14 protein-coding genes, 1 other RNA gene and 2 pseudogenes are annotated in these 17,977 nt (G+C 65.5%); 8 read left to right on the top strand and 9 right to left on the bottom strand.

All coding sequences use genetic code 11. The features are described from left to right. Positions 1-124: 124 nt before the first annotated feature. From rpsA to gyrA, 6 genes are all read right to left on the bottom strand, one after another. On the bottom strand, positions 125-1,810 hold the full coding sequence (rpsA, locus tag D5041_RS12050; RefSeq protein WP_010099669.1) for a 30S ribosomal protein S1: 1,686 nt from the start codon (positions 1,808-1,810) through the stop codon (positions 125-127). 180 nt (positions 1,811-1,990) lie between these two features. Further along, positions 1,991-4,030 carry a bifunctional 3-phosphoshikimate 1-carboxyvinyltransferase/cytidylate kinase gene (locus D5041_RS12045; protein WP_265284833.1) on the bottom strand — a complete coding sequence of 680 codons (2,040 nt, stop codon included), beginning with the start codon at positions 4,028-4,030 and terminating at the stop codon, positions 1,991-1,993. A 50-nt stretch (positions 4,031-4,080) separates the two neighbouring features. Beyond that, positions 4,081-4,965, bottom strand: coding sequence for a prephenate dehydrogenase (locus D5041_RS12040; RefSeq protein ID WP_010099670.1), 885 nt, complete (start codon positions 4,963-4,965; stop codon positions 4,081-4,083). Between the two features lie 9 nt (positions 4,966-4,974). Then, positions 4,975-6,072, bottom strand: coding sequence for a prephenate dehydratase (pheA, locus tag D5041_RS12035; protein ID WP_010099671.1), 1,098 nt, complete (start codon positions 6,070-6,072; stop codon positions 4,975-4,977). Positions 6,073-6,088: 16 nt separating this feature from the next. After that, on the bottom strand, positions 6,089-7,198 hold the full coding sequence (gene serC / locus D5041_RS12030; RefSeq protein WP_265284832.1) for a 3-phosphoserine/phosphohydroxythreonine transaminase: 1,110 nt from the start codon (positions 7,196-7,198) through the stop codon (positions 6,089-6,091). Between the two features lie 139 nt (positions 7,199-7,337). After that, positions 7,338-9,983, bottom strand: coding sequence for a DNA gyrase subunit A (gene gyrA / locus D5041_RS12025; protein ID WP_265284831.1), 2,646 nt, complete (start codon positions 9,981-9,983; stop codon positions 7,338-7,340). 224 nt (positions 9,984-10,207) lie between these two features. Here gyrA and ompA point away from each other — a divergent pair, with 224 nt between their 5' ends. From ompA to D5041_RS11995, 6 genes and pseudogenes are all read left to right on the top strand, one after another. Further along, the gene (ompA, locus tag D5041_RS22010; RefSeq protein ID WP_010099675.1) at positions 10,208-10,864 is read left to right on the top strand and encodes an outer membrane protein OmpA; all 657 of its coding nucleotides are present in this window, start codon (positions 10,208-10,210) and stop codon (positions 10,862-10,864) included. A 134-nt stretch (positions 10,865-10,998) separates the two neighbouring features. Continuing rightward, the gene (gene ubiG, locus D5041_RS12015; protein ID WP_010099676.1) at positions 10,999-11,709 is read left to right on the top strand and encodes a bifunctional 2-polyprenyl-6-hydroxyphenol methylase/3-demethylubiquinol 3-O-methyltransferase UbiG; all 711 of its coding nucleotides are present in this window, start codon (positions 10,999-11,001) and stop codon (positions 11,707-11,709) included. A gap of 10 nt (positions 11,710-11,719) precedes the next feature. Further along, a complete protein-coding gene (locus D5041_RS12010) occupies positions 11,720-12,385 on the top strand; it encodes an HAD-IA family hydrolase (protein ID WP_265284830.1) in 666 nt (221 codons plus the stop codon). Between the two features lie 12 nt (positions 12,386-12,397). Next, positions 12,398-12,783: a transfer-messenger RNA gene (gene ssrA, locus D5041_RS12005) on the top strand. Positions 12,784-13,162: 379 nt separating this feature from the next. After that, a complete protein-coding gene (locus D5041_RS12000) occupies positions 13,163-13,633 on the top strand; it encodes a hypothetical protein (RefSeq protein WP_265284829.1) in 471 nt (156 codons plus the stop codon). A 398-nt stretch (positions 13,634-14,031) separates the two neighbouring features. Further along, a pseudogene (locus D5041_RS11995) lies at positions 14,032-15,021 on the top strand (IS1634 family transposase); the annotation flags it as partial. 74 nt (positions 15,022-15,095) lie between these two features. Here the strand turns inward: D5041_RS11995 and D5041_RS11990 are convergent. Next, positions 15,096-15,263 (bottom strand): hypothetical protein, encoded by a 168-nt coding sequence (locus tag D5041_RS11990; RefSeq protein ID WP_010099679.1) that lies wholly within the window; start codon positions 15,261-15,263, stop codon positions 15,096-15,098. Between the two features lie 763 nt (positions 15,264-16,026). Here D5041_RS11990 and D5041_RS11985 point away from each other — a divergent pair. Together D5041_RS11985 and D5041_RS11980 are read left to right on the top strand one after the other, a co-directional pair. After that, positions 16,027-16,317 carry a CIA30 family protein gene (locus tag D5041_RS11985; protein WP_010099680.1) on the top strand — a complete coding sequence of 97 codons (291 nt, stop codon included), beginning with the start codon at positions 16,027-16,029 and terminating at the stop codon, positions 16,315-16,317. Beyond that, on the top strand, positions 16,287-16,523 hold the full coding sequence (locus tag D5041_RS11980; protein ID WP_321162190.1) for a CIA30 family protein: 237 nt from the start codon (positions 16,287-16,289) through the stop codon (positions 16,521-16,523). The genes D5041_RS11985 and D5041_RS11980 overlap by 31 nt, the downstream gene beginning before the upstream one ends. 53 nt (positions 16,524-16,576) lie before the next feature. On the opposite strand, the gene D5041_RS11975 is transcribed toward D5041_RS11980, so the two are convergent. Together D5041_RS11975 and D5041_RS11970 are read right to left on the bottom strand one after the other, a co-directional pair. Further along, a complete protein-coding gene (locus D5041_RS11975) occupies positions 16,577-17,086 on the bottom strand; it encodes a RadC family protein (protein WP_265284827.1) in 510 nt (169 codons plus the stop codon). Positions 17,087-17,480: 394 nt separating this feature from the next. After that, a pseudogene (locus D5041_RS11970) lies at positions 17,481-17,969 on the bottom strand (IS3 family transposase); the annotation flags it as partial. Between the last annotated feature and the right edge of the window lie 8 nt (positions 17,970-17,977).

Here is a 17,977-nt window from a genome sequence, read left to right as displayed (position 1 = left end):
GCATTATCAGCGGGCCCCCGCGCTCGACCGAAGCCCCGCCCGGCTGCCGCGTTTCCTGGGCAGCGCGCCCGCGCTCGGGCCTTCGCTGCCCAGGGTTTTCTCTTGGCGGGTTCTCCGGTGCGCTTTACTTTTCCGCGTTGTCCAGCTTGGCGCGCAGCAGGGCGCCGAGGCTGGTCGTTCCGGCGCTCTCGCGCGTGGACTGCTGCGACAGGGTTTGCATGGCTTCCTGCTGGTCAACCATGTCCTTTTGCTTGATCGACAGCTGGATGTTGCGCGTCTTGCGATCCACATTCACCACCACGGCCGTGACCTCGTCGCCTTCCTTGAGCACGTTGCGCGCGTCTTCCACGCGGTCGCGGGAGATTTCCGAGGCGCGCAGGTAGCCCACGATGTCTTCGCCGAGTTCGATTTCGGCGCCCCGGGCGTCCACGCTCTTGACCTTGCCGGTCACCGTCTGGCCCTTGTCGTTCACGGTGACGAAGGTCGTGAACGGGTCGCCGTCGAGTTGCTTGATGCCCAGCGAGATGCGTTCGCGGTCCACGTCCACGGCGAGCACGATGGCCTGCACTTCCTGGCCCTTTTTGTAGTTGCGCACCGCGGCTTCGCCGGGTTCGTTCCACGAGAGGTCGGACAGGTGCACCAGGCCGTCGATGCCGGCAGCCAGGCCGACGAACACGCCAAAGTCGGTGATCGACTTGATGGGACCCTTGACGCGGTCGCCGCGCTTGGTGTCCTGGGCGAATTCCTGCCAGGGGTTGGCCTTGCACTGCTTCATTCCCAGGCTGATGCGGCGCTTGTCTTCGTCGATTTCCAGCACCATGACCTCGACGTCGTCGCCCAGCGCAACCAGCTTGGCGGGGGCGATGTTCTTGTTCGTCCAGTCCATTTCGGAGACGTGCACCAGGCCTTCGATGCCGGGTTCGAGTTCGACGAACGCGCCGTAGTCGGCGATGTTCGTGACCTTGCCGAACAGGCGCGTGCCCTGGGGGTAGCGGCGGCCGACGCCGAGCCAGGGGTCGTCGCCCATTTGCTTGAGGCCCAGGGAGACGCGGTTCTTTTCGGTGTCGAATTTGAGGATCTTGGCGGTGAGTTCCTGGCCCGCCGTGACCACTTCCGATGGGTGGCGCACGCGGCGCCATGCCATGTCGGTGATGTGCAGCAGGCCATCGATTCCGCCCAGGTCGACGAAGGCGCCGTATTCGGTGATGTTCTTCACCACGCCTTGCACGATGCTGCCTTCCTTGAGGGTTTCCATGAGCTTGGCGCGTTCTTCGCCCATCGAGGCCTCGACCACGGCGCGGCGGCTGAGCACCACGTTGTTGCGCTTGCGGTCGAGCTTGATGACCTTGAACTCCAGGGTCTTGTTTTCGTAGGGCGTCAGGTCCTTGATCGGACGGGTATCGATCAGCGAACCGGGCAGGAACGCGCGGATGCCGTTGACCAGAACGGTCAGGCCGCCCTTGACCTTGCCGCTGGTCGTTCCGGTGACGAATTCGCCTGATTCCAGGGCCTTTTCCAGGCTCATCCAGGAAGCCAGGCGCTTGGCGGTGTCGCGCGACAGGATGGTGTCGCCGTAGCCGTTTTCGATGGTGCCAATGGCCACCGAGACGAAGTCGCCCACCTGGACCTCGACCTCGCCCTTGTCGTTCTTGAACTCGTCGAGCGGCACGTAGGCCTCGGACTTGAGGCCGGCGTTGACCACGACGAAGCTGTGTTCCACGCGCACGACCTCGGCGGTGATGACTTCGCCCGGGCGCATTTCCGTGTGCTGCAGGGACTCTTCAAAAAGGGCGGCGAAAGATTCGGACATGTGTTTCCTTGGCCACAAACAGGGTTCCAGCAGCACTATTGCTGCTGTTTTTATCGCTGTCTGCGGTGATTTGTTGCGGGGCTACCGCGGTTCGGGTTAAACGATCCACACAACCGGTGCGCTGCTGCGCGGGAGGGGCTGCGTGGGCCTGTTTGCCAAGGCCTTGCGGCCCGGCATTCCTCAACCTTGCGCAGACACTGCGAAAGGTTGGCGCGCCTGCCACTCGGCCAACACCCGGGCGACGGTTTCATCGATCGTCAAGTCGGAGTTGTCCAGAACCAGGGCGTCCTGCGCGGGCGTGAGGGGCGCGACGCTGCGGGAGCCGTCCCGCGCGTCGCGCGCCTGCAAGGCCGCGCAAAGGTCGCCGATGCTAGCCGAAAAGCCCTTTGAAATCAATTGCTTATGGCGGCGCTCGGCGCGGCGCTCGGCGCTGGCCGTCAAATAAATCTTGAGCGGGGCCTGCGGGAAGATCACCGTCCCCATGTCGCGGCCATCGGCCACCAGCCCCGGCAGGCGCAAAAAGCCGTGTTGCAGCGCCACCAGGGCCGCGCGCACGGCGGGCATGGCGGAGACGCGGGAGGCGTTCGCGCCCGCCTCTTCGGTGCGGATGGCCTGGCTCACGTCGTCGCTGCCGAGCAGCACCCGGTCGCCGGCAAAGCGCACGGGCAGGGTCTGGGCCAGGGCGGCGATGCGCGCTTCGTTGCCGGCGTCAGGCGCCAGCCCCGCGCGCACTGCGGCCAGCGCGGTGACGCGGTAGATCGCGCCCGAATCCAGAAAGTGGTAGCCCAGTTGCCGGGCCAGCGCGGCGGCCACGGTTCCCTTGCCCGAGGCCGTGGGGCCGTCGATGCAGATCACCGGGATGCGCTCGGCCGGCGCCTGCGCGAGCGCGAGCAGGGCCTCGAAGTAGTCCGGGAAGGTCTTGGCCACGCACCCGGGGTCCTGGATGCGCACCGGCAGGCCGGCGGGGTTGAACGCCGCCAGCGAGAAGCACATGGCCACGCGGTGGTCGTCAAAGGTGGGGATGCTCGCGGCTTTCCAGTCCCGGGCCTGCGGCGGGGGCGTGATGCGGATGAAGTCCGCCCCTTCCTCGACGCTGGCGCCAAGCCTGCGCAGCCCGGTTGCCATGGCGGCGATGCGGTCGGTTTCCTTCACGCGCCAGCTCGCGATGTTGCGCAGCGTGCTGCTGCCCTGGGCGTACAGCGCCATGACCGCGAGCGTCATCGCGGCGTCGGGGATGTGGTTGCAGTCCATGTCGATGGCCCTGAGCGGCCATCCCTGTCCGGGCGCTGCGCGCTGGATGTGCAGCCAGTTGGGTCCGCCCGTGACCACGGCGCCCATGGCCCGCGCCGCATCGACGAAGCGGATGTCGCCCTGAATCGAATCCAGCCCCACGCCCCGCAGCGTGATGCCCTTGGGCTCGCAGGCGCTGGAGGCAATGGCGCCCAGTGCCACGAAATAGCTCGCCGACGAGGCGTCGGCCTCGACGTGGATGCTGCCCGGCGACTGGTAGCGGCTGCCCGCTGCGATCGTGAAGCGCTGCCAGTCCTGCTGCCCGACGACGATGCCAAAGCGCGCCAGGAGCGCGAGCGTGATCGCGATGTACGGCTTGGAGATCAGCTCGCCGAGCACTTCGATCACGATGTCCTGCGTGCCAGCGGCCAGCGGCAGCGCCATGAGCAGCGCCGTGAGGAACTGGCTCGATACGTCGCCGCGCACGCGGATGGGCGCGGTCAGCGCCAGGACGCCCGGCGCCTGCACGATGCGCAGCGGCGGGTAGCCGTCGGCTCCCAGGTAGTCGATGCGGCAGCCAATCTGGCGCAGCGCATCGACCAGGTCGCGAATCGGCCTCTCGTGCATGCGCGCGACGCCGCTGAGCTCGAACTCGCCGCCGAGCAGCGCAAGCGCCGCCGTGAGCGGGCGCATCGCGGTTCCAGCGTTGCCCAGAAAAAGTTTTGCGGGCGACCGCGGGGGGCGTCCGCCCAGGCCGGTGATGCGCACGCTGCTGCTGCCCGCCACGTCAACGCTGCAACCGATCTCGCGCAGCGCGTCGAGCATCACGCGGGTGTCGTCGGACGCCAGCAGATCGTGCACGGTGGTGCTTCCGCTGCTGAGCGCGGCCAGCAGCAGCACGCGGTTGGAAATGCTCTTTGAGCCGGGCAAGTGGACCTCGCCCCCTGCGGCGCTTAGCGCGGGGAGGTCGAGAAAGGCGGTGTCGAACATGGATGGGGAATGGGGGAATGGGTGCGGGCTACCGGAACGGGCGCAGCCAGCTAACGCGGCTTTGTCCCTCTCTGAACGCCCATGCGCCAGTGGGTGCGGGTTTTGCTGGCCAGGGTCAGCATGTCCTCCAGGGCCTGCGCGTCGCCCTTTTCCATGGCCTGCTCGATCGCGTGCAGCGCCTGCCGGAACAGCCTGGACTGGGCGATCAGCTCTTCCCGGTTGGACAGCAGGATGTCACGCCACATCTTGGGGTCGCCGGCGGCGATGCGCGTGAAGTCCCGAAAGCCGGGCCCGGCGAGCGAGAGGAAATCGTCGCCGTCCGATTGCCCGGTGATGCTGTTCATCATGGCAAAGGCCAGCACGTGGGGCAGGTGACTGACGGCCGCAAAGGCCATGTCATGCGCCTCGGGCAGCATGCTGGTCACGCGGCAGCCCAGCGCAACCCAGACGTCTTCGGCCTTTTGCAACTGGACCAGGAGGGTGTGTTCGGTCGGGGTCAGGATGACTTGGCGCCCGCTGTAGAGGCTGTCGTCGGCGTGCTCCACGCCAGAGACCTCGCGCCCGGTGATCGGATGCGCCGGAACGAACGAGCCCACCCGGTCGCGCAACGCGCGCTGCGCGGCCTGGACCACGTCCGCCTTGGTCGAACCGACGTCCATGATGAGCATCTGCGGCGTGACCAGGTGCTTGATGGCCTTGAGCGTGGCCTCGGTGGCGGCCACGGGGACGGCGAGCAGCACGATGTCGGCGCCCGAGACCGCGAGCAGGGCCGAGGGCGCTTCGACGTCGATCACGCCCAGTTGGCGCGCCCGGTCGGTGGTGGTGGGGGACTTGCTGTAGCCGACCACGCGCTGCACCAGGCCCGCTTTTTTCGCGGCCAGCGCGAACGATCCCCCCATGAGCCCGCAGCCGATCAGTCCCAATTGTTCGAACATGGCGGCTCCTCAGGGCGCGACCGGGTAGGCGCCCAGGATTTTGTAGAACGCGCACAAGCTGCGCAGCTCTTGCAGCGCCCGCGCCACATGGGGCTGGGTGGGGTGGCCGTCGAGGTCGATGTAGAAGTAGTACTCCCACTGGCCCGTGCGCGCGGGGCGCGATTCGAAGCGCGTCATGGACACGCCGTGGGTCTTGAGCGGAACGAGCAGGTCGTGCACGGCGCCGGGCCGGTTCGGCACCGATACCACGAGGCTGGTGCAGTCCCTGTCCGACGGCGGCGGCGTCGGCAGCGTGTGCGGCAGGCAGATGACGGCAAAGCGCGTGCGGTTGTAGGCGTCGTCCTGAATGGCGTGCGCGACGATGTGCAGGCCGAACTGGGTGGCCGCCCGCTCGCTGGACAGGGCGGCCCATGCCGGGCAGGTGGTCGCCAGGCGCGCGCCTTCGGCGTTGCTCGATACCGGGCGGCGCTCGGCGTGCGGGAGCTGTTTGGCCAACCAGGACTGGCACTGCGCCAGCGCCTGCGGGTGCGCCAGAACGACCTCGATGCCGTCGAGCGAATTCGCCGTGCGCAGCAGGTTGTGCCGCACCAGCAGGCTGACCTCGCCCACGACGTGCGCAGGGGTGTGCAGGAACAGGTCGAGCGAGCGCGTGACCACGCCTTCGGTGGAGTTTTCCACGCCCACCACACCGTACTGCGCGCTGCCCGCGGCCGTGGCGTGGAAGACCTCGTCGAAATTGGCGCAGTACATCAGGTCGGCGGCGCCGCCGAAGAATTCGATCGCCGCCTGCTCGCAGAAGGTGCCTTCGGGCCCCAGCACCGCCACGCGCTGCGGCGCTTCGAGCGCCAGGCAGGCGGACATGATCTCGCGCCAGATGGCCGCAACGTGCGGGCCCTTGAGCGGGCCCGGGTTGGCGGCCTGGATCTTCTCGATGACCTGCGCCACGCGGTCGGGGCGGAAGAAGGACGTGCCTTCGCGCTTCTTGACCTCGCCCACCCGCTCGGCCACCCGGGCGCGCTGGTTCAGCAGCGTGAGCAGTTGCTGATCGAGCGTGTCGATCTGCACGCGCAGACTGGCCAGGTCGGGTGGGCTTGGCGGATGGTTCATGGACGGGGCCCGGTGTTCAGGCGTGTTTTTCTTCGAACTCGCGCATGTAGTCCACCAGCGCCTGCACGCCCGCCAGCGACATGGCGTTGTAGATGCTGGCGCGCATGCCCCCCACGGACTTGTGGCCCTTGAGCTGCAACAGGCCGCGCTCGCGGGCTCCGGCCAGGAAAGCGTCGTTGCGCGTTTCGTCGCGCAGGAAGAAGGGGACGTTCATGCGCGAGCGGCAGTTCGCGGCCACCTTGTTGACGTACAGCTGCGAGGTGTCGATGGCTTCGTAGAGCAGCGCGGCCTTGGCCATGTTGCGCTGCTCCAGGGCCGCCACGCCGCCGAGCGCGCCTTCGCGCTGGCGTCCGATCCACTGCAAGGTCAGGCCCGTCACGTAGATGCCCCAGGTGGGCGGCGTGTTGTACATGGACCGGTTGCGCGCCACGATCTGGTAGTCGAACGCGCTCGGGCAGGCGGGCAGCGCGTGGCCCAGCAGGTCCTCGCGCACCACGACCAACGTGAGGCCGGCGGGGCCGAGGTTCTTCTGCGCGCCGCCAAAGGCCAGCCCGACGCGTGACCAGTCCACCGGCCGCGACGCCACGTGCGACGAAAAGTCGATGACCAATGGGGCGTCGCTGCCGAGCGCCCTGAGGTCGGGCAGTTGGTGGAACTCGATTCCGTGGATGGTCTCGTTGCTGCAAATATGCAGGTAGCTCGCCCCCCGGCTGAGCGTCCAGGTGGCGGGGTCGGGCAGGCGGGTGAAGCCGCTGTCCTCGGCCGAGGCCACCACGTTCACCTCCGATGCGTACTTGCGCGCCTCCTGCTGCGACTTCTGGCTCCAACTGCCCGTGACCACGAAATCGACGGCGCCAGCGCGCGACAGGTTGAGCGGGACGATGGCGTTCTCAGCCAAGCCGCCGCCCTGCATGAACAGGATCTCGAAGTGCGCAGGCACGGCGAGCAAGGCGCGCAGGTCGGCCTGCGCCTGCTCGCAGAGGGACAGGAACTCCCGGCCCCGGTGGCTCATCTCCATCACACCCATGCCGCAGCCATGCCAATCCAGCATCTCGGCCGCAGCCTGTTCCAGGACTTCGGCGGGAATCGCGGCCGGGCCGGCCGAAAAGTTGTAAGGGCGCATCATGACTTATCGGCAGAAAGCATCTTGTGCTTATTGTATGGGCGCAGGCTGCTTGCATGGGCGCAAGCTGCTCCAGCTTTAATAGCGTCGTCGGTGCTGCCCTGGATGGTGTTTGCGTCGCAGGGCGACTCGCGCCGGGGCTTCAGACGTCCGGCGCGTCGCCGTCTGCGCTGCCTTCGCCATCGGTCTGCGCATCGGCCGCATTGGCATCGTTTTCGACGATGCGTTGCAGGCCCCCGAGCTTCGAGCCTTCGTCCAGCGCAATCAGCGTCACCCCCTGCGTGGCGCGGCCCAGCGCGCGGATCTCGGCCACCCGGGTGCGCACCAGAACGCCCTTGTCGGTGATCAGCATGATCTCGTCGTCGGCATGCACCAGCGTGGCTGCGACGACCTTGCCGTTGCGCTCGCTTTGCTGGATTGCGATCATGCCCTTGGTGCCGCGGCCATGGCGTGTGTACTCGACGATGCTGGTGCGCTTGCCGTAGCCGTTTTCCGTGGCGGTGAGCACGCTCTGCGTTTCGTCCTCGGCCACGAGCATGGCGATCACGCTCTGCCCGTCTTCCAGCATCATGCCGCGCACGCCGCGTGCCTGGCGCCCCAGCGGGCGCACGTCGTTCTCGTCAAAGCGCACGGCCTTGCCGCCGTCGCTGAACAGCATCACGTCGTGCCGGCCGTCCGTGAGCGCGGCGCCGATCAGGTAATCGCCCTCGTCCAGGTTCACGGCGATGATTCCGCCCTTGCGCGGGTTGCTGAATTCGTCGAGTGCGGTCTTCTTGACCGTGCCCATGCTGGTCGCCATGAACACGTAGCGGTCCGCCGGGAAACTGCGCATCTCGCCGGTGAGCGGCAGCACCACGTTGATCTTCTCTCCATCCTGGAGCGGAAACATGTTCACGATCGGTCGCCCGCGCGCGCCGCGCAACCCTGCGGGCACCTCCCACACCTTGATCCAATACAGCCGGCCGCGGTTGGAAAAGCACAGGATGAAGTCGTGCGTGTTCGCGATGAAGAGCTGGTCGATCCAGTCGTCCGCCTTCGTCGCCGTGGCCTGCTTGCCGCGCCCACCGCGCTTTTGCGCACGGTACTCGGACAACGGCTGGCTCTTGATGTAGCCCGCGTGGCTGAGCGTGACGACCATGTCGGTGGGCGTGATCAGGTCTTCGGTCGAGATGTCCTGCGCACTGTGCTCGACGACGCTGCGGCGTACGCCCAGCTTGTGCTGGCCGAACTCCTGCCGGATCGCGGCGAGCTCGTCGCCCATGATGAGCGACACGCGCTCGGGCTTGGCCAGGATGTCCAGCAGGTCTTCGATCACCGCCATGATCTCCTTGTACTCGGCGACGATCTTGTCCTGCTCCAGGCCGGTCAGGCGCTGCAGGCGCATCTGCAGGATTTCCTGGGCCTGCGTGTCCGACAGGCGGTACAGGCCGTCCCGACCCATGCCCAGTCCCTGGTCCAGGTCTTCGGGGCGGTAATCGTCGGCGTTGATCGCCGCACCGTCGGCACGGGTGCGCGTGAGCATCTCGCGCACCAGCCCGCTGTCCCAGGGCCGCGCCATCAGGGCGGTCTTGGCCACCGGTGGAGTCGGCGCGTTGCGGATGATGGCGATGAACTCGTCGATGTTCGCCAGCGCCACGGCCAGGCCCTCGAGCACATGGCCCCGGTCGCGCGCCTTGCGCAGTTCGAACGCCGTGCGGCGCGTGACGACTTCGCGGCGGTGCTGCAGGAAAACGTCGATCAAGTCCTTGAGGTTGCACAGCCGGGGCTGACCATCGACCAGCGCCACCATGTTCATGCCGAAGGTGTCTTGCAGCTGCGTCTGCTTGTACAGATTGTTCAGCACCACCTCGGGAACTTCGCCGCGCTTGAGCTCGATCACCAGGCGCATGCCCGACTTGTCGGACTCGTCCTGGATATGGCTGATGCCCTCGAGTTTCTTCTCGTGCACCAGCTCGGCCATGCGCTCCTGCAGCGTCTTCTTGTTCACCTGGTAGGGCAGCTCGTCGACGATGATCGCCTGGCGCTGGCCACGGTCTATGTCCTCGAAGTGGCACTTGGCGCGCATCACGACCTTGCCGCGGCCGGTGCGGTAACCGTCCTTGACGCCCTGGATGCCGTAGATGATTCCGGCCGTGGGGAAATCGGGCGCCGGGATGATCTCCATCAACTCGTCGATCGATGCATCCGGGTTGCGCAGCAGGTGCAGGCAGGCGTCGATCACCTCGTTGAGGTTATGCGGCGGGATATTGGTGGCCATGCCCACGGCAATTCCCGCCGAGCCATTGACCAGCAGATTGGGCAGCCTGCTGGGCAGGACCAGCGGCTCTTTTTCGCTGCCATCGTAGTTGGGGCCGAAATCGACCGTGTCCTTGTCGATGTCGGCCAACATCTCGTGCGCAATCTTGGCCAAGCGGATTTCGGTGTAGCGCATGGCCGCGGCGTTGTCGCCGTCAACCGAGCCGAAATTGCCCTGGCCATCGACCAGCATGTGGCGCAGCGAGAAATCCTGCGCCATGCGCACGATGGTGTCGTAGACCGCAGAATCGCCGTGCGGGTGGTATTTGCCGATCACGTCCCCCACGAGGCGGGCCGACTTCTTGTACGGGCGGTTCCAATCGACGCGCAGCTCGTGCATCGCAAACAATACGCGGCGGTGCACGGGCTTCAAGCCGTCGCGCGCGTCGGGCAGGGCCCGGCCCACGATCACGCTCATCGCGTAGTCGAGGTAGCTGCGCCGCATCTCTTCTTCGAGGCTGATCGGCAGGGTTTCTTTGGCGAACTGGGTCATTGGGACGGCAGAGGACGGCACGGGAGGGCCATTCTAGGGGCAAGACCGTGTAGCAATCGCGCAACATATTGAAGCAATTCAGGATTTGTTCCTACAGGCCGAGCGGCCGTTGCCACGGCTTGCCCCGGTGCGTATGGCACAATTGGCCGACCGCTTCGGGTGGTACTCACCCAAAGCGTCTTGATTCGCAGCGCGGCTGCGGCTTTTTCCCCAAGAGGAGAACCATGAAGAAACTGAACAAAGTAGCGATGCTGTTTGCTTCCGCAGCGCTCGCAACCGCCGCAGGTGCACAGACTGCCAACTGGAACGATGCTTCCGGCCAACTGGCATGGAAGAACGGAACCGGTGAATTCTGCTGGCGCGATTCCAACTGGACGCCTGCCGCCGCCACCCGTGGTTGCGATGGTGCCATCGTCTCCCAGGCTCCGGCCGCTGCTGCGGCTTCGTCGGCACCTGCTCCGGCCGCTGCTGCCCCGGCTCCAGCCCCCGCGCCTGCCCCGATGACTCCAGCGCCCGCTGCGGCGAGCAAGGTAACCTACGCCGCCGACGCCTTCTTCGACTTCGACAAGTCGGTGCTCAAGCCCGAAGGCAAGGCCAAGCTTGACGACCTGATCTCCAAGGTCAAGGACATCAACCTGGAAGTGATCATCGCCGTGGGTCACACCGACTCCGTGGGCTCCGATGCTTACAACCAAAAACTGTCGGTGCGCCGCTCCGAAGCCGTGAAGGCCTACTTGGTCTCCAAGGGCATCGAAAAGAACCGCGTGTACACCGAAGGCAAGGGCGAAAAGCAACCCGTTGCCGACAACAAGACCTCCCAAGGCCGTTCGAAGAACCGCCGCGTGGAAATCGAAGTGGTCGGAACCCGCAGTTCCAAGTAATCATCCCGGCTCAATCCCTGGATGAGCAAAAAGCCCCGGTGACGGGGCTTTTTTACGGGCATGTATGCCGTACAGCGAGGTTTTCTCTGCTTGCGGGGCCCTTCCTCCTTCCCCGCATCGTGGACAATCCGGGCATGCGTGAAACCGTGAATGCCGATCCCGCCGAACTGAACAAGTTTTCGGAACTGGCCCATCGCTGGTGGGACCCCGAGAGCGAGTTTCGCCCCTTGCACCAGATCAACCCCTTGCGGCTCGACTGGATCCATGGGCTGTGCCAGTTGTCCGGCAAGCGTGTGCTGGACGTTGGCTGCGGTGGCGGCATTCTGGCCGACGCCATGGCCCGCAAGGGGGCGGACGTGACGGGGATCGATCTGGCGTCCAAGGCCCTGCGCGTGGCCGAACTGCATGCGCTGGAAGCCCGGACCGCGAATGTCCGGTACCGGGAAATCAGCGTCGAAGCCCTGGCCAAGGAGCAACCTGCGGGCTTTGACGTGGTCAGCTGCATGGAGATGCTCGAGCATGTTCCTTCCCCGGCATCCGTGGTGCATGCCTGCTCGGAACTCGTGAAACCTGGCGGCTGGGTGTTTTTCTCCACCATCAACCGCAATGCCAAGGCCTTCATGCTGGCGATCGTGGGTGCCGAATACCTGCTGAACATGCTGCCCCGCGGAACGCATGAATACGCCCGACTGATCCGGCCCAGTGAACTGGCAGCGAACTGCCGCAGCGCGGGGCTTGACATTCAGAAGACAAAGGGCCTGGAATACAACCCGCTCACGCGGCGCTATTGGCTGAGCGCTGACACCAGCGTGAACTATCTTCTTGCCACCCGGCGCGCCACCTGAAGTCTTACCAATGTTCCATAATATCTGTGCCGTTCTGTTCGACCTGGACGGGACGCTGATCGACAGCGCTCCCGACCTTGGAGCCGCTGCCGACAAGATGCGCACCGACCGGGGCCTGCCCTCCCTGCCGCTGGAACGCTACCGCCCCATGGCAGGCGCCGGTGCCCGCGGCATGCTGGGCGAGGCCTTCGGCATGGCCCCCGACCACCCGGAGTTCATGGGCATGCGTGAGGAGTTCTTCGTGAACTACGCGTCGTGCCTGACGCAACGCACCAACGTCTTTGACGGAATCGCCGAACTCGTCGATCAAATTTTGCGCCGTGGCATGGCCTGGGGCGTGGTCACCAACAAGGGAGCGCGGTTCACCGAGCCCCTGACCCGCGCCATTGCGTTGTTCGGAACTGCCGGGGCCGTGGTGAGCGGAGACACCACGGCCTACGCAAAGCCGCACCCGGCCCCCCTGCTTGAAGCGGCAGAACGATTGCAACTTGCCCCCGGGCAGTGCATCTATGTCGGCGATGATGAACGCGACATCGTGGCCGGTCTGGCCGCCGGCATGGGCACAGTGGCTGCCACCTACGGCTATTTGGGCGCAAAGTCCAATCCGCTGGAATGGGGCGCCCATGCCACAATTAAATCTCCTTCAGAACTCCTGCAGCTGCTCACGAACGCTTAGAATGCAGGGCTTGGGGCTGTCCTGGTTTCGACGTGGGTTCGGAGCCGGTGTGGTGCATGTCGAGCTTGGGTCACGCTCGTAAATCTCGATTCAACAAACTAACTGCAAACGACGAACGTTTCGCACTCGCTGCTTGATTGCGGTGAGCCTTGCAACAGTTGGCCGATGGGCTGGGCAAGGGGGTTCTGAGCAATCAGCGCCTCCCGGCTGCAAGGATAATTACATGGGCTGGCCCCGATCCGGGCACCTTGGATCGGGGTGAGAAAACAGGGTGCTGGCGGCCAACGTAGCGTGCGCCTGCGCGACATTGGTGGCGAGACTCAAATCAGACCGCTAAACATGTAGATCTGCCCGGTAAAGGCTTGCGGACGCGGGTTCAATTCCCGCCAGCTCCACCACAATGCACAATCCCAACCCTTATCCGGTTGGGATTTTTTTACCCCCTCCCCCCGTGTTGGCGCAGTCTCGCACCCTGGCCTCTTGAGCACACCCCTGCCGAAGTAGCCCCTCCAGACGCACATTCCGCCGTTTTTCTCTCTCTGTTCTCTGCTGTCCTCTTGAACATTCAAGACCCGAAGTCGTGTATTGGCGCGGGTTTGCGGGCCCTCGGTTTGCTTCTTCGCTTGCTTGGCCCAAGTTTGTCAACTTTTCGCTGATTTTCCCTCTCCGACTCACGTAAGTCATTGTTTTCATTAGGTTTTTTCTCAGAAGCAAATTGTAGTGCCATAATTTATAACATTACACAAATCCCCCGGCTTTTCGTGCATCATCGCGCTCATGTTTATTCGCCGCACCCAGACTCGCAATCGTCTCTCGGGCGAACCCTACGTGACCCACCGCCTGGTGCACAGCGCCCGGGTCGGTCATGTCATCAAGCAAAGCACCTTGCTCAACTTGGGCAGCCACTTGGACCTGCCCCAAGCCCATTGGCCCGCGTTGGCCAAGCGCATCGACGAACTGTTGCATGGGCAATGTTCCATGCCCGATGCGTCCCTGCCCGAGCAGGCGCAGGTCTTGGCGCAACGCTTCGCAGCCCAGATCATTGCGCGCACGCCCAACCTGGACCTGCCTTGCACAGCGCTGCCCGATGCCCCGGCTGCTGCCCTGCCGGCCAGCAAGTCGCCCACTGAAACTGGCGCCGTCGATCGCTACCAAGAGGTGGACCTGGAATCTTTGGAATTGGTCAACCCGCGCAGTGTGGGCGTCGGAGCACGCTGCGCTGTCGGCGATGCGCCAATGCGGCTTTGAGGACAAGCTCGCACAGTTGGGCCTGAACCGCCCGCAGATCGCTGCGGCTGTTGGCAACGTCGTCGCGCGCATGGCCCTGCCGTGCAGCGAACTGGCAACGCACGCTTGGTTGAAGGACCAATCGGCGCTGGGTGAGTTGCTCGAATTTGACTTCCAGGCGATGGACTTGAACCGCTTGTACCGCGCCTCGGACGCGCTGTACAAGCACCGCGAGGCCTTGCAGGAGCACCTGTTCGGTCGTGCCCGCACGATGTTCGGCCTGGGCCAGACGATCACGCTGTACGACCTGACCAACACCTATTTCGAGGGCGGGGCTGCTGCGGTAAACAAAGCCAAACGCGGCCGCAGCAAGGAGCGCCGCAGCGACTGCCCGCTGGTGACACTGGGACGCCAGCGGGTTCGTGCGGCGCGTGCAGTTCTTCGCCGGCAATGCCAGCGAGCCGAGCACCCTCAAGGACATGCTCACCGGCCTGGACGCGGCCCCAAGTGCCACGGTGGTAATGGACGCGGGCATCTCCACCGAGGCCAACCTGCGATGGCTACGCGATCAGGGCTACCACTACGTGGTCGTCTCCAAACTGCGCCGGCGTCAGTTCGATCCGGCGCTGGCCACCGAGGTGCAATCGGCCGGCGGCGTGACGATCAAACTACAGCGCGTGCTGGACGCCCAAGGCCATGTGCTGCTGTACTGCCATTCGCCCGCACGCGAACAAAAGGATCGCGCCATCGACGAGGCCAAGGCCAGTGGCTTGGAGGCCGCGCTGGCCAGACTGCACGCCAGCCTGAGCAAGTCCAAAGGCCGTCAGGATGCAGCCACCATCATGCAGCGCTTGGGCCGCCTCAAACAACGCTTCGCGCGTGCTGCGCAACACTACGCGATCAGCGTCACCACCGATCCCGAGGACCAGCGCATCACCGCCATCACTTGGGACAAACGCACCAAGCCCGGTAGCGCGGCTGCGCACCCTGGCGTGTACTGCCTGCGGACCACCTTGGTCGAGCAGGACAACGCCGCGCTATGGCGCACCTACTCCATGCTCACCGAACTGGAATCGGTGTTTCGTTCACTCAAGACCGACCTGGGCCTGCGCCCGGTCTTCCACCGGATCGATCGCCGTGTCGAAGGACATTTGTTCATCAGCGTGCTGGCGTATCACTTCGTGCACATGCTGCGCTCGCAACTGAAGGCCCAGGGGGTCAGCGATAGCTGGAATACGCTGCGCCAGACACTGTCCACGCAGCGCCGGGTCACCGTCACCATGCAGCGGCGCGATGGCCGCACCGTGCATGTGCGCAAGGCCACGCGTCCACAACCGGGGCATCAAACGCTGAGCACCATCCTCAAGCTGGACCCCAATCCCGGTCGCACCCATCGCGTGCTCGTCTGAACCGGCCGTTTGCGTTGGCTCATTACCGGGTAGGCAGCTACAAAATGTAGTGCCATACACGCCGGGGAATCTCTCTAAGTTGTTGATTTTATTGGGGTTGACGGAGGGAAGTGACAAACTTGGGCCAGGTACTCGGCCGCGTTCTCGGCCTGCTTGCCGCACAGCGTCCACTGCATCGCGGTGGACTCCTCCTCGCGCGCCTCGCCCGAACCGCGGCGCGTGTTGCTGATCGTGGTCAGCACGGCCTTGGCAATCTTGCCTTCGCGTCCGTTGACGAATTCGAGTTTGACGGCCCCCGGCCAGGTGCGCGTGACGCTGGATGACAGAAACGTTTGCCATGACGATCTCCAATCGAGAGCATCCAGCCGGGCCCCGGTCCGGTTCCCTGAAAACTGATCCTCTCGCTCGGACTCCCTTGCTCCCGCCCACGGGCGGGCGGGGGGTGGGCATCGCCCCTTCCCTCTCGGGAAGGGGTTGGGGATGGGTGGTGTCATCAGCAGCAGAAGCAGTGAGCCGGTTTCCCGGCCCACCGCTTGAAGATCCCCCCACAAGTCCCCCTCGCAATTCGACGGGGGCGCGTGGGGGGAGCGCGGAGGGACGACTGGCGCACAGGCTGCCCCCTCTCCACGGGCGACGCAGCGTCGCGGCCGATGTGCCAGTTCGCCTGGCGCAGCCGTTGCAGCGCAGCCGACCGCACGATCACGAGCAGCGGCGGCTCTGCGGCCGACGTGACACAAAGCGCAGCGACTGGCGCCGCGGTCGAGCCGCTGATCGCTGGCTTGCAGCGGCGCAGCCGCTGCGGGCACTTCTCTGCACCCTGTATTGAGCGGCCCGGCTCCGGGCTTGGCGGGTGACCGGGGTGGCGATCTGGCAGGCGCCGCACCGAGCGCAGCGACCTGCAAGCCGGTCAGTTCGCCAAGCGGGCCTCGTTCACGCGCAGCGTGAAGGACACAGGGCCCACGATCCCCGGCCGCCCTTCCACTTGCCATGCCAGGAGCAGCAAGAATGTCCAAGCCGCTGTTCGACTTCACCGACCCGACCGCGGCGAACACGTGGCACGCCATCGACGCCCGCGTGATGGGCGGCATCTCTCGCAGCAGGCTGCGCAGTGCCCCCACCGGGCACGCCGTCTTCGAAAGCGAAGTCTCGCTGGAGCACAACGGCGGCTTCGCCTCCGTGAGGTCCGGCCCCGGCGATCGAGGCTTTCCCGGTGCCGCAACCTGCCTGATTGAAGTGCGACGCGATCCAAGCAGTTCAAGCTCAGTCTGTTCACCGACGACGGTTTCGACAGCCTGAACTACCAGGCCAGCTTCGCGCCCGCGGGCGCCGTCTGGCAGACCCTGTATCTGCCGCTGGCCGACTTCCGCGCCAGCTTCCACGGACGCGAAGTCACCAATGCACCCGCGCTCGACCCCGCCCGCATCCGCCAGGTCGGCCTGATGATTGCCTCCCGCCAGGTCGGCCCCTTCGCGCTCGATGTCAGGCGGATCAGCCTTGCCTGACCCGGCCGGCGAACGAGAGACAACGAAGGGGCACGCGAGGTGCCCCCAGAGGCTCAAAGCAACCCCAGCTCCGCAAACGAACGGACATCGGCTCCCGTCACCACCAGGTGATCGAGCATCCGCACGTCCACCAGCGCGAGCGCCGTCTTCAGTGTCTGCGTCAGGAACTCGTCGGCACCGCTCGGTTCGGCCGCGCCCGAAGGATGGTTGTGCGCCAGCAAGACTGCCGCCGCGTTGCACCCCAGCGCGGCCTTGACCACCTCGCGCGGATACACCGCGGTCTGCGTGACCGTGCCGCGGAACATCTGCTTCAACTCGATGATCCGGTGCTGCGCATCGACGAACAGCACGCAGAACACCTCGTGCTCCAGCACACCGATCTCCAGGCGCAGGTAGTCCTTCACCGCCTGCGGCGACGACATCGTGGCACCGCGCCGCACCCGTTGCGACAGCACGCGCCGCGCCTGCGACAGCACCTCTTCGGCACGCGCAGGACGGTACTGCCCATCGACATCGCGCACCAGCAGCGCGGCATCAGCGGAAGAAGTGGAAGTCATCGACATGGCGAACTCCGGTCTGTGTCGGGCGGGATTGCCCGAGACCGGAGCACCACGGCGCAGCGCAGCAGTCAGGGTTCGAAGACGGCCGCAGGCCGCAAGCGCTCGCCCCGCGAGCGCGCAGACCTTGACGGCGAGAACGGCGTGGTAGCGTGGATCGAGACGGCAAGCCCTCCGCCAAATGGCTGCTCCCACCTCTTGTTCAATCCTGGAACAGCGGAGCAGGACGACGACTGCCGGATGGCGTAGAGATCCCTGCCTACCGCAGCTCGAACGTGCATCCTCACCGCCACCTGTCGCTATGCGCTACAGGGCACCGGAGGCTCCCGGTCGGGATCCCCTTGCTCATTGCCGCGTGCGGTGCCGAACGGACCAGAACACCCTTCTGACGGACACTGGGCTGCGACCCGCGGTCGGAGTGAATCACCAGGCTGCGATCCCGTTCGGGTTGCCGCGCGTACAACGCCTGCTCCAAGGCATCGAGGACGAAGTCCGTTCGCATCGAACTGCTGACGCGCCAGCCGACGATGCGCCTGGCGAAGACGTCAATGACGAAGGCCACGTACTGCCAGCCCTGCCACGTCGACACGTAGGTGAAGTCCGAGACCCAGAGCTGGTTCGGCCGCTCCGCGCGGAACTGGCGGTTGACCTTGTCCAGCGGGCATGACGCCTTGCTGTCGCTGATCGTCATTCGCACGATCTTGCCTCGCATCACGCCGCGCAGTCCGAGTCGACGCATCAGCCGTTCGACCGTGCATCGCGCCGCCGCCGTCCCTTCGCGAGCAAGTTGACGCCAGACCTTGTCAGCCCCGTAGACCTGCATGTTGGCCTGCCAAACGCGCTCGATCTGAGGAGCCAGAACGTCGTCACGTTGGGCGCGTGCGCTGCGCTCCTGCG

The organism is Verminephrobacter aporrectodeae subsp. tuberculatae, assembly GCF_026127385.1.
Classification (GTDB): domain Bacteria; phylum Pseudomonadota; class Gammaproteobacteria; order Burkholderiales; family Burkholderiaceae_C; genus Acidovorax; species Acidovorax aporrectodeae.
Note: the sequence above shows the minus strand (reverse complement) of the source record. Positions and strands in the feature narration are given on the sequence as shown.

Excerpts from the sequence above, each read along its gene's own strand:
- D5041_RS11975 (WP_265284827.1), bottom strand. The coding sequence starts at position 17,086 with ATGTCGATGACTTCCACTTCTTCCGCTGATGCCGCGCTGCTGGTGCGC.
- D5041_RS12045 (WP_265284833.1), bottom strand. The coding sequence starts at position 4,030 with ATGTTCGACACCGCCTTTCTCGACCTCCCCGCGCTAAGCGCCGCAGGG.
- D5041_RS12040 (WP_010099670.1), bottom strand. The coding sequence starts at position 4,965 with ATGTTCGAACAATTGGGACTGATCGGCTGCGGGCTCATGGGGGGATCG.
- pheA (WP_010099671.1), bottom strand. The coding sequence starts at position 6,072 with ATGAACCATCCGCCAAGCCCACCCGACCTGGCCAGTCTGCGCGTGCAG.
- rpsA (WP_010099669.1), bottom strand. The coding sequence starts at position 1,810 with ATGTCCGAATCTTTCGCCGCCCTTTTTGAAGAGTCCCTGCAGCACACG.
- gyrA (WP_265284831.1), bottom strand. The coding sequence starts at position 9,983 with ATGACCCAGTTCGCCAAAGAAACCCTGCCGATCAGCCTCGAAGAAGAG.
- serC (WP_265284832.1), bottom strand. The coding sequence starts at position 7,198 with ATGATGCGCCCTTACAACTTTTCGGCCGGCCCGGCCGCGATTCCCGCC.
- D5041_RS12010 (WP_265284830.1), top strand. The coding sequence starts at position 11,720 with ATGTTCCATAATATCTGTGCCGTTCTGTTCGACCTGGACGGGACGCTG.
- ubiG (WP_010099676.1), top strand. The coding sequence starts at position 10,999 with ATGCGTGAAACCGTGAATGCCGATCCCGCCGAACTGAACAAGTTTTCG.
- D5041_RS12000 (WP_265284829.1), top strand. The coding sequence starts at position 13,163 with ATGTTTATTCGCCGCACCCAGACTCGCAATCGTCTCTCGGGCGAACCC.
- ompA (WP_010099675.1), top strand. The coding sequence starts at position 10,208 with ATGAAGAAACTGAACAAAGTAGCGATGCTGTTTGCTTCCGCAGCGCTC.
- D5041_RS11985 (WP_010099680.1), top strand. The coding sequence starts at position 16,027 with ATGTCCAAGCCGCTGTTCGACTTCACCGACCCGACCGCGGCGAACACG.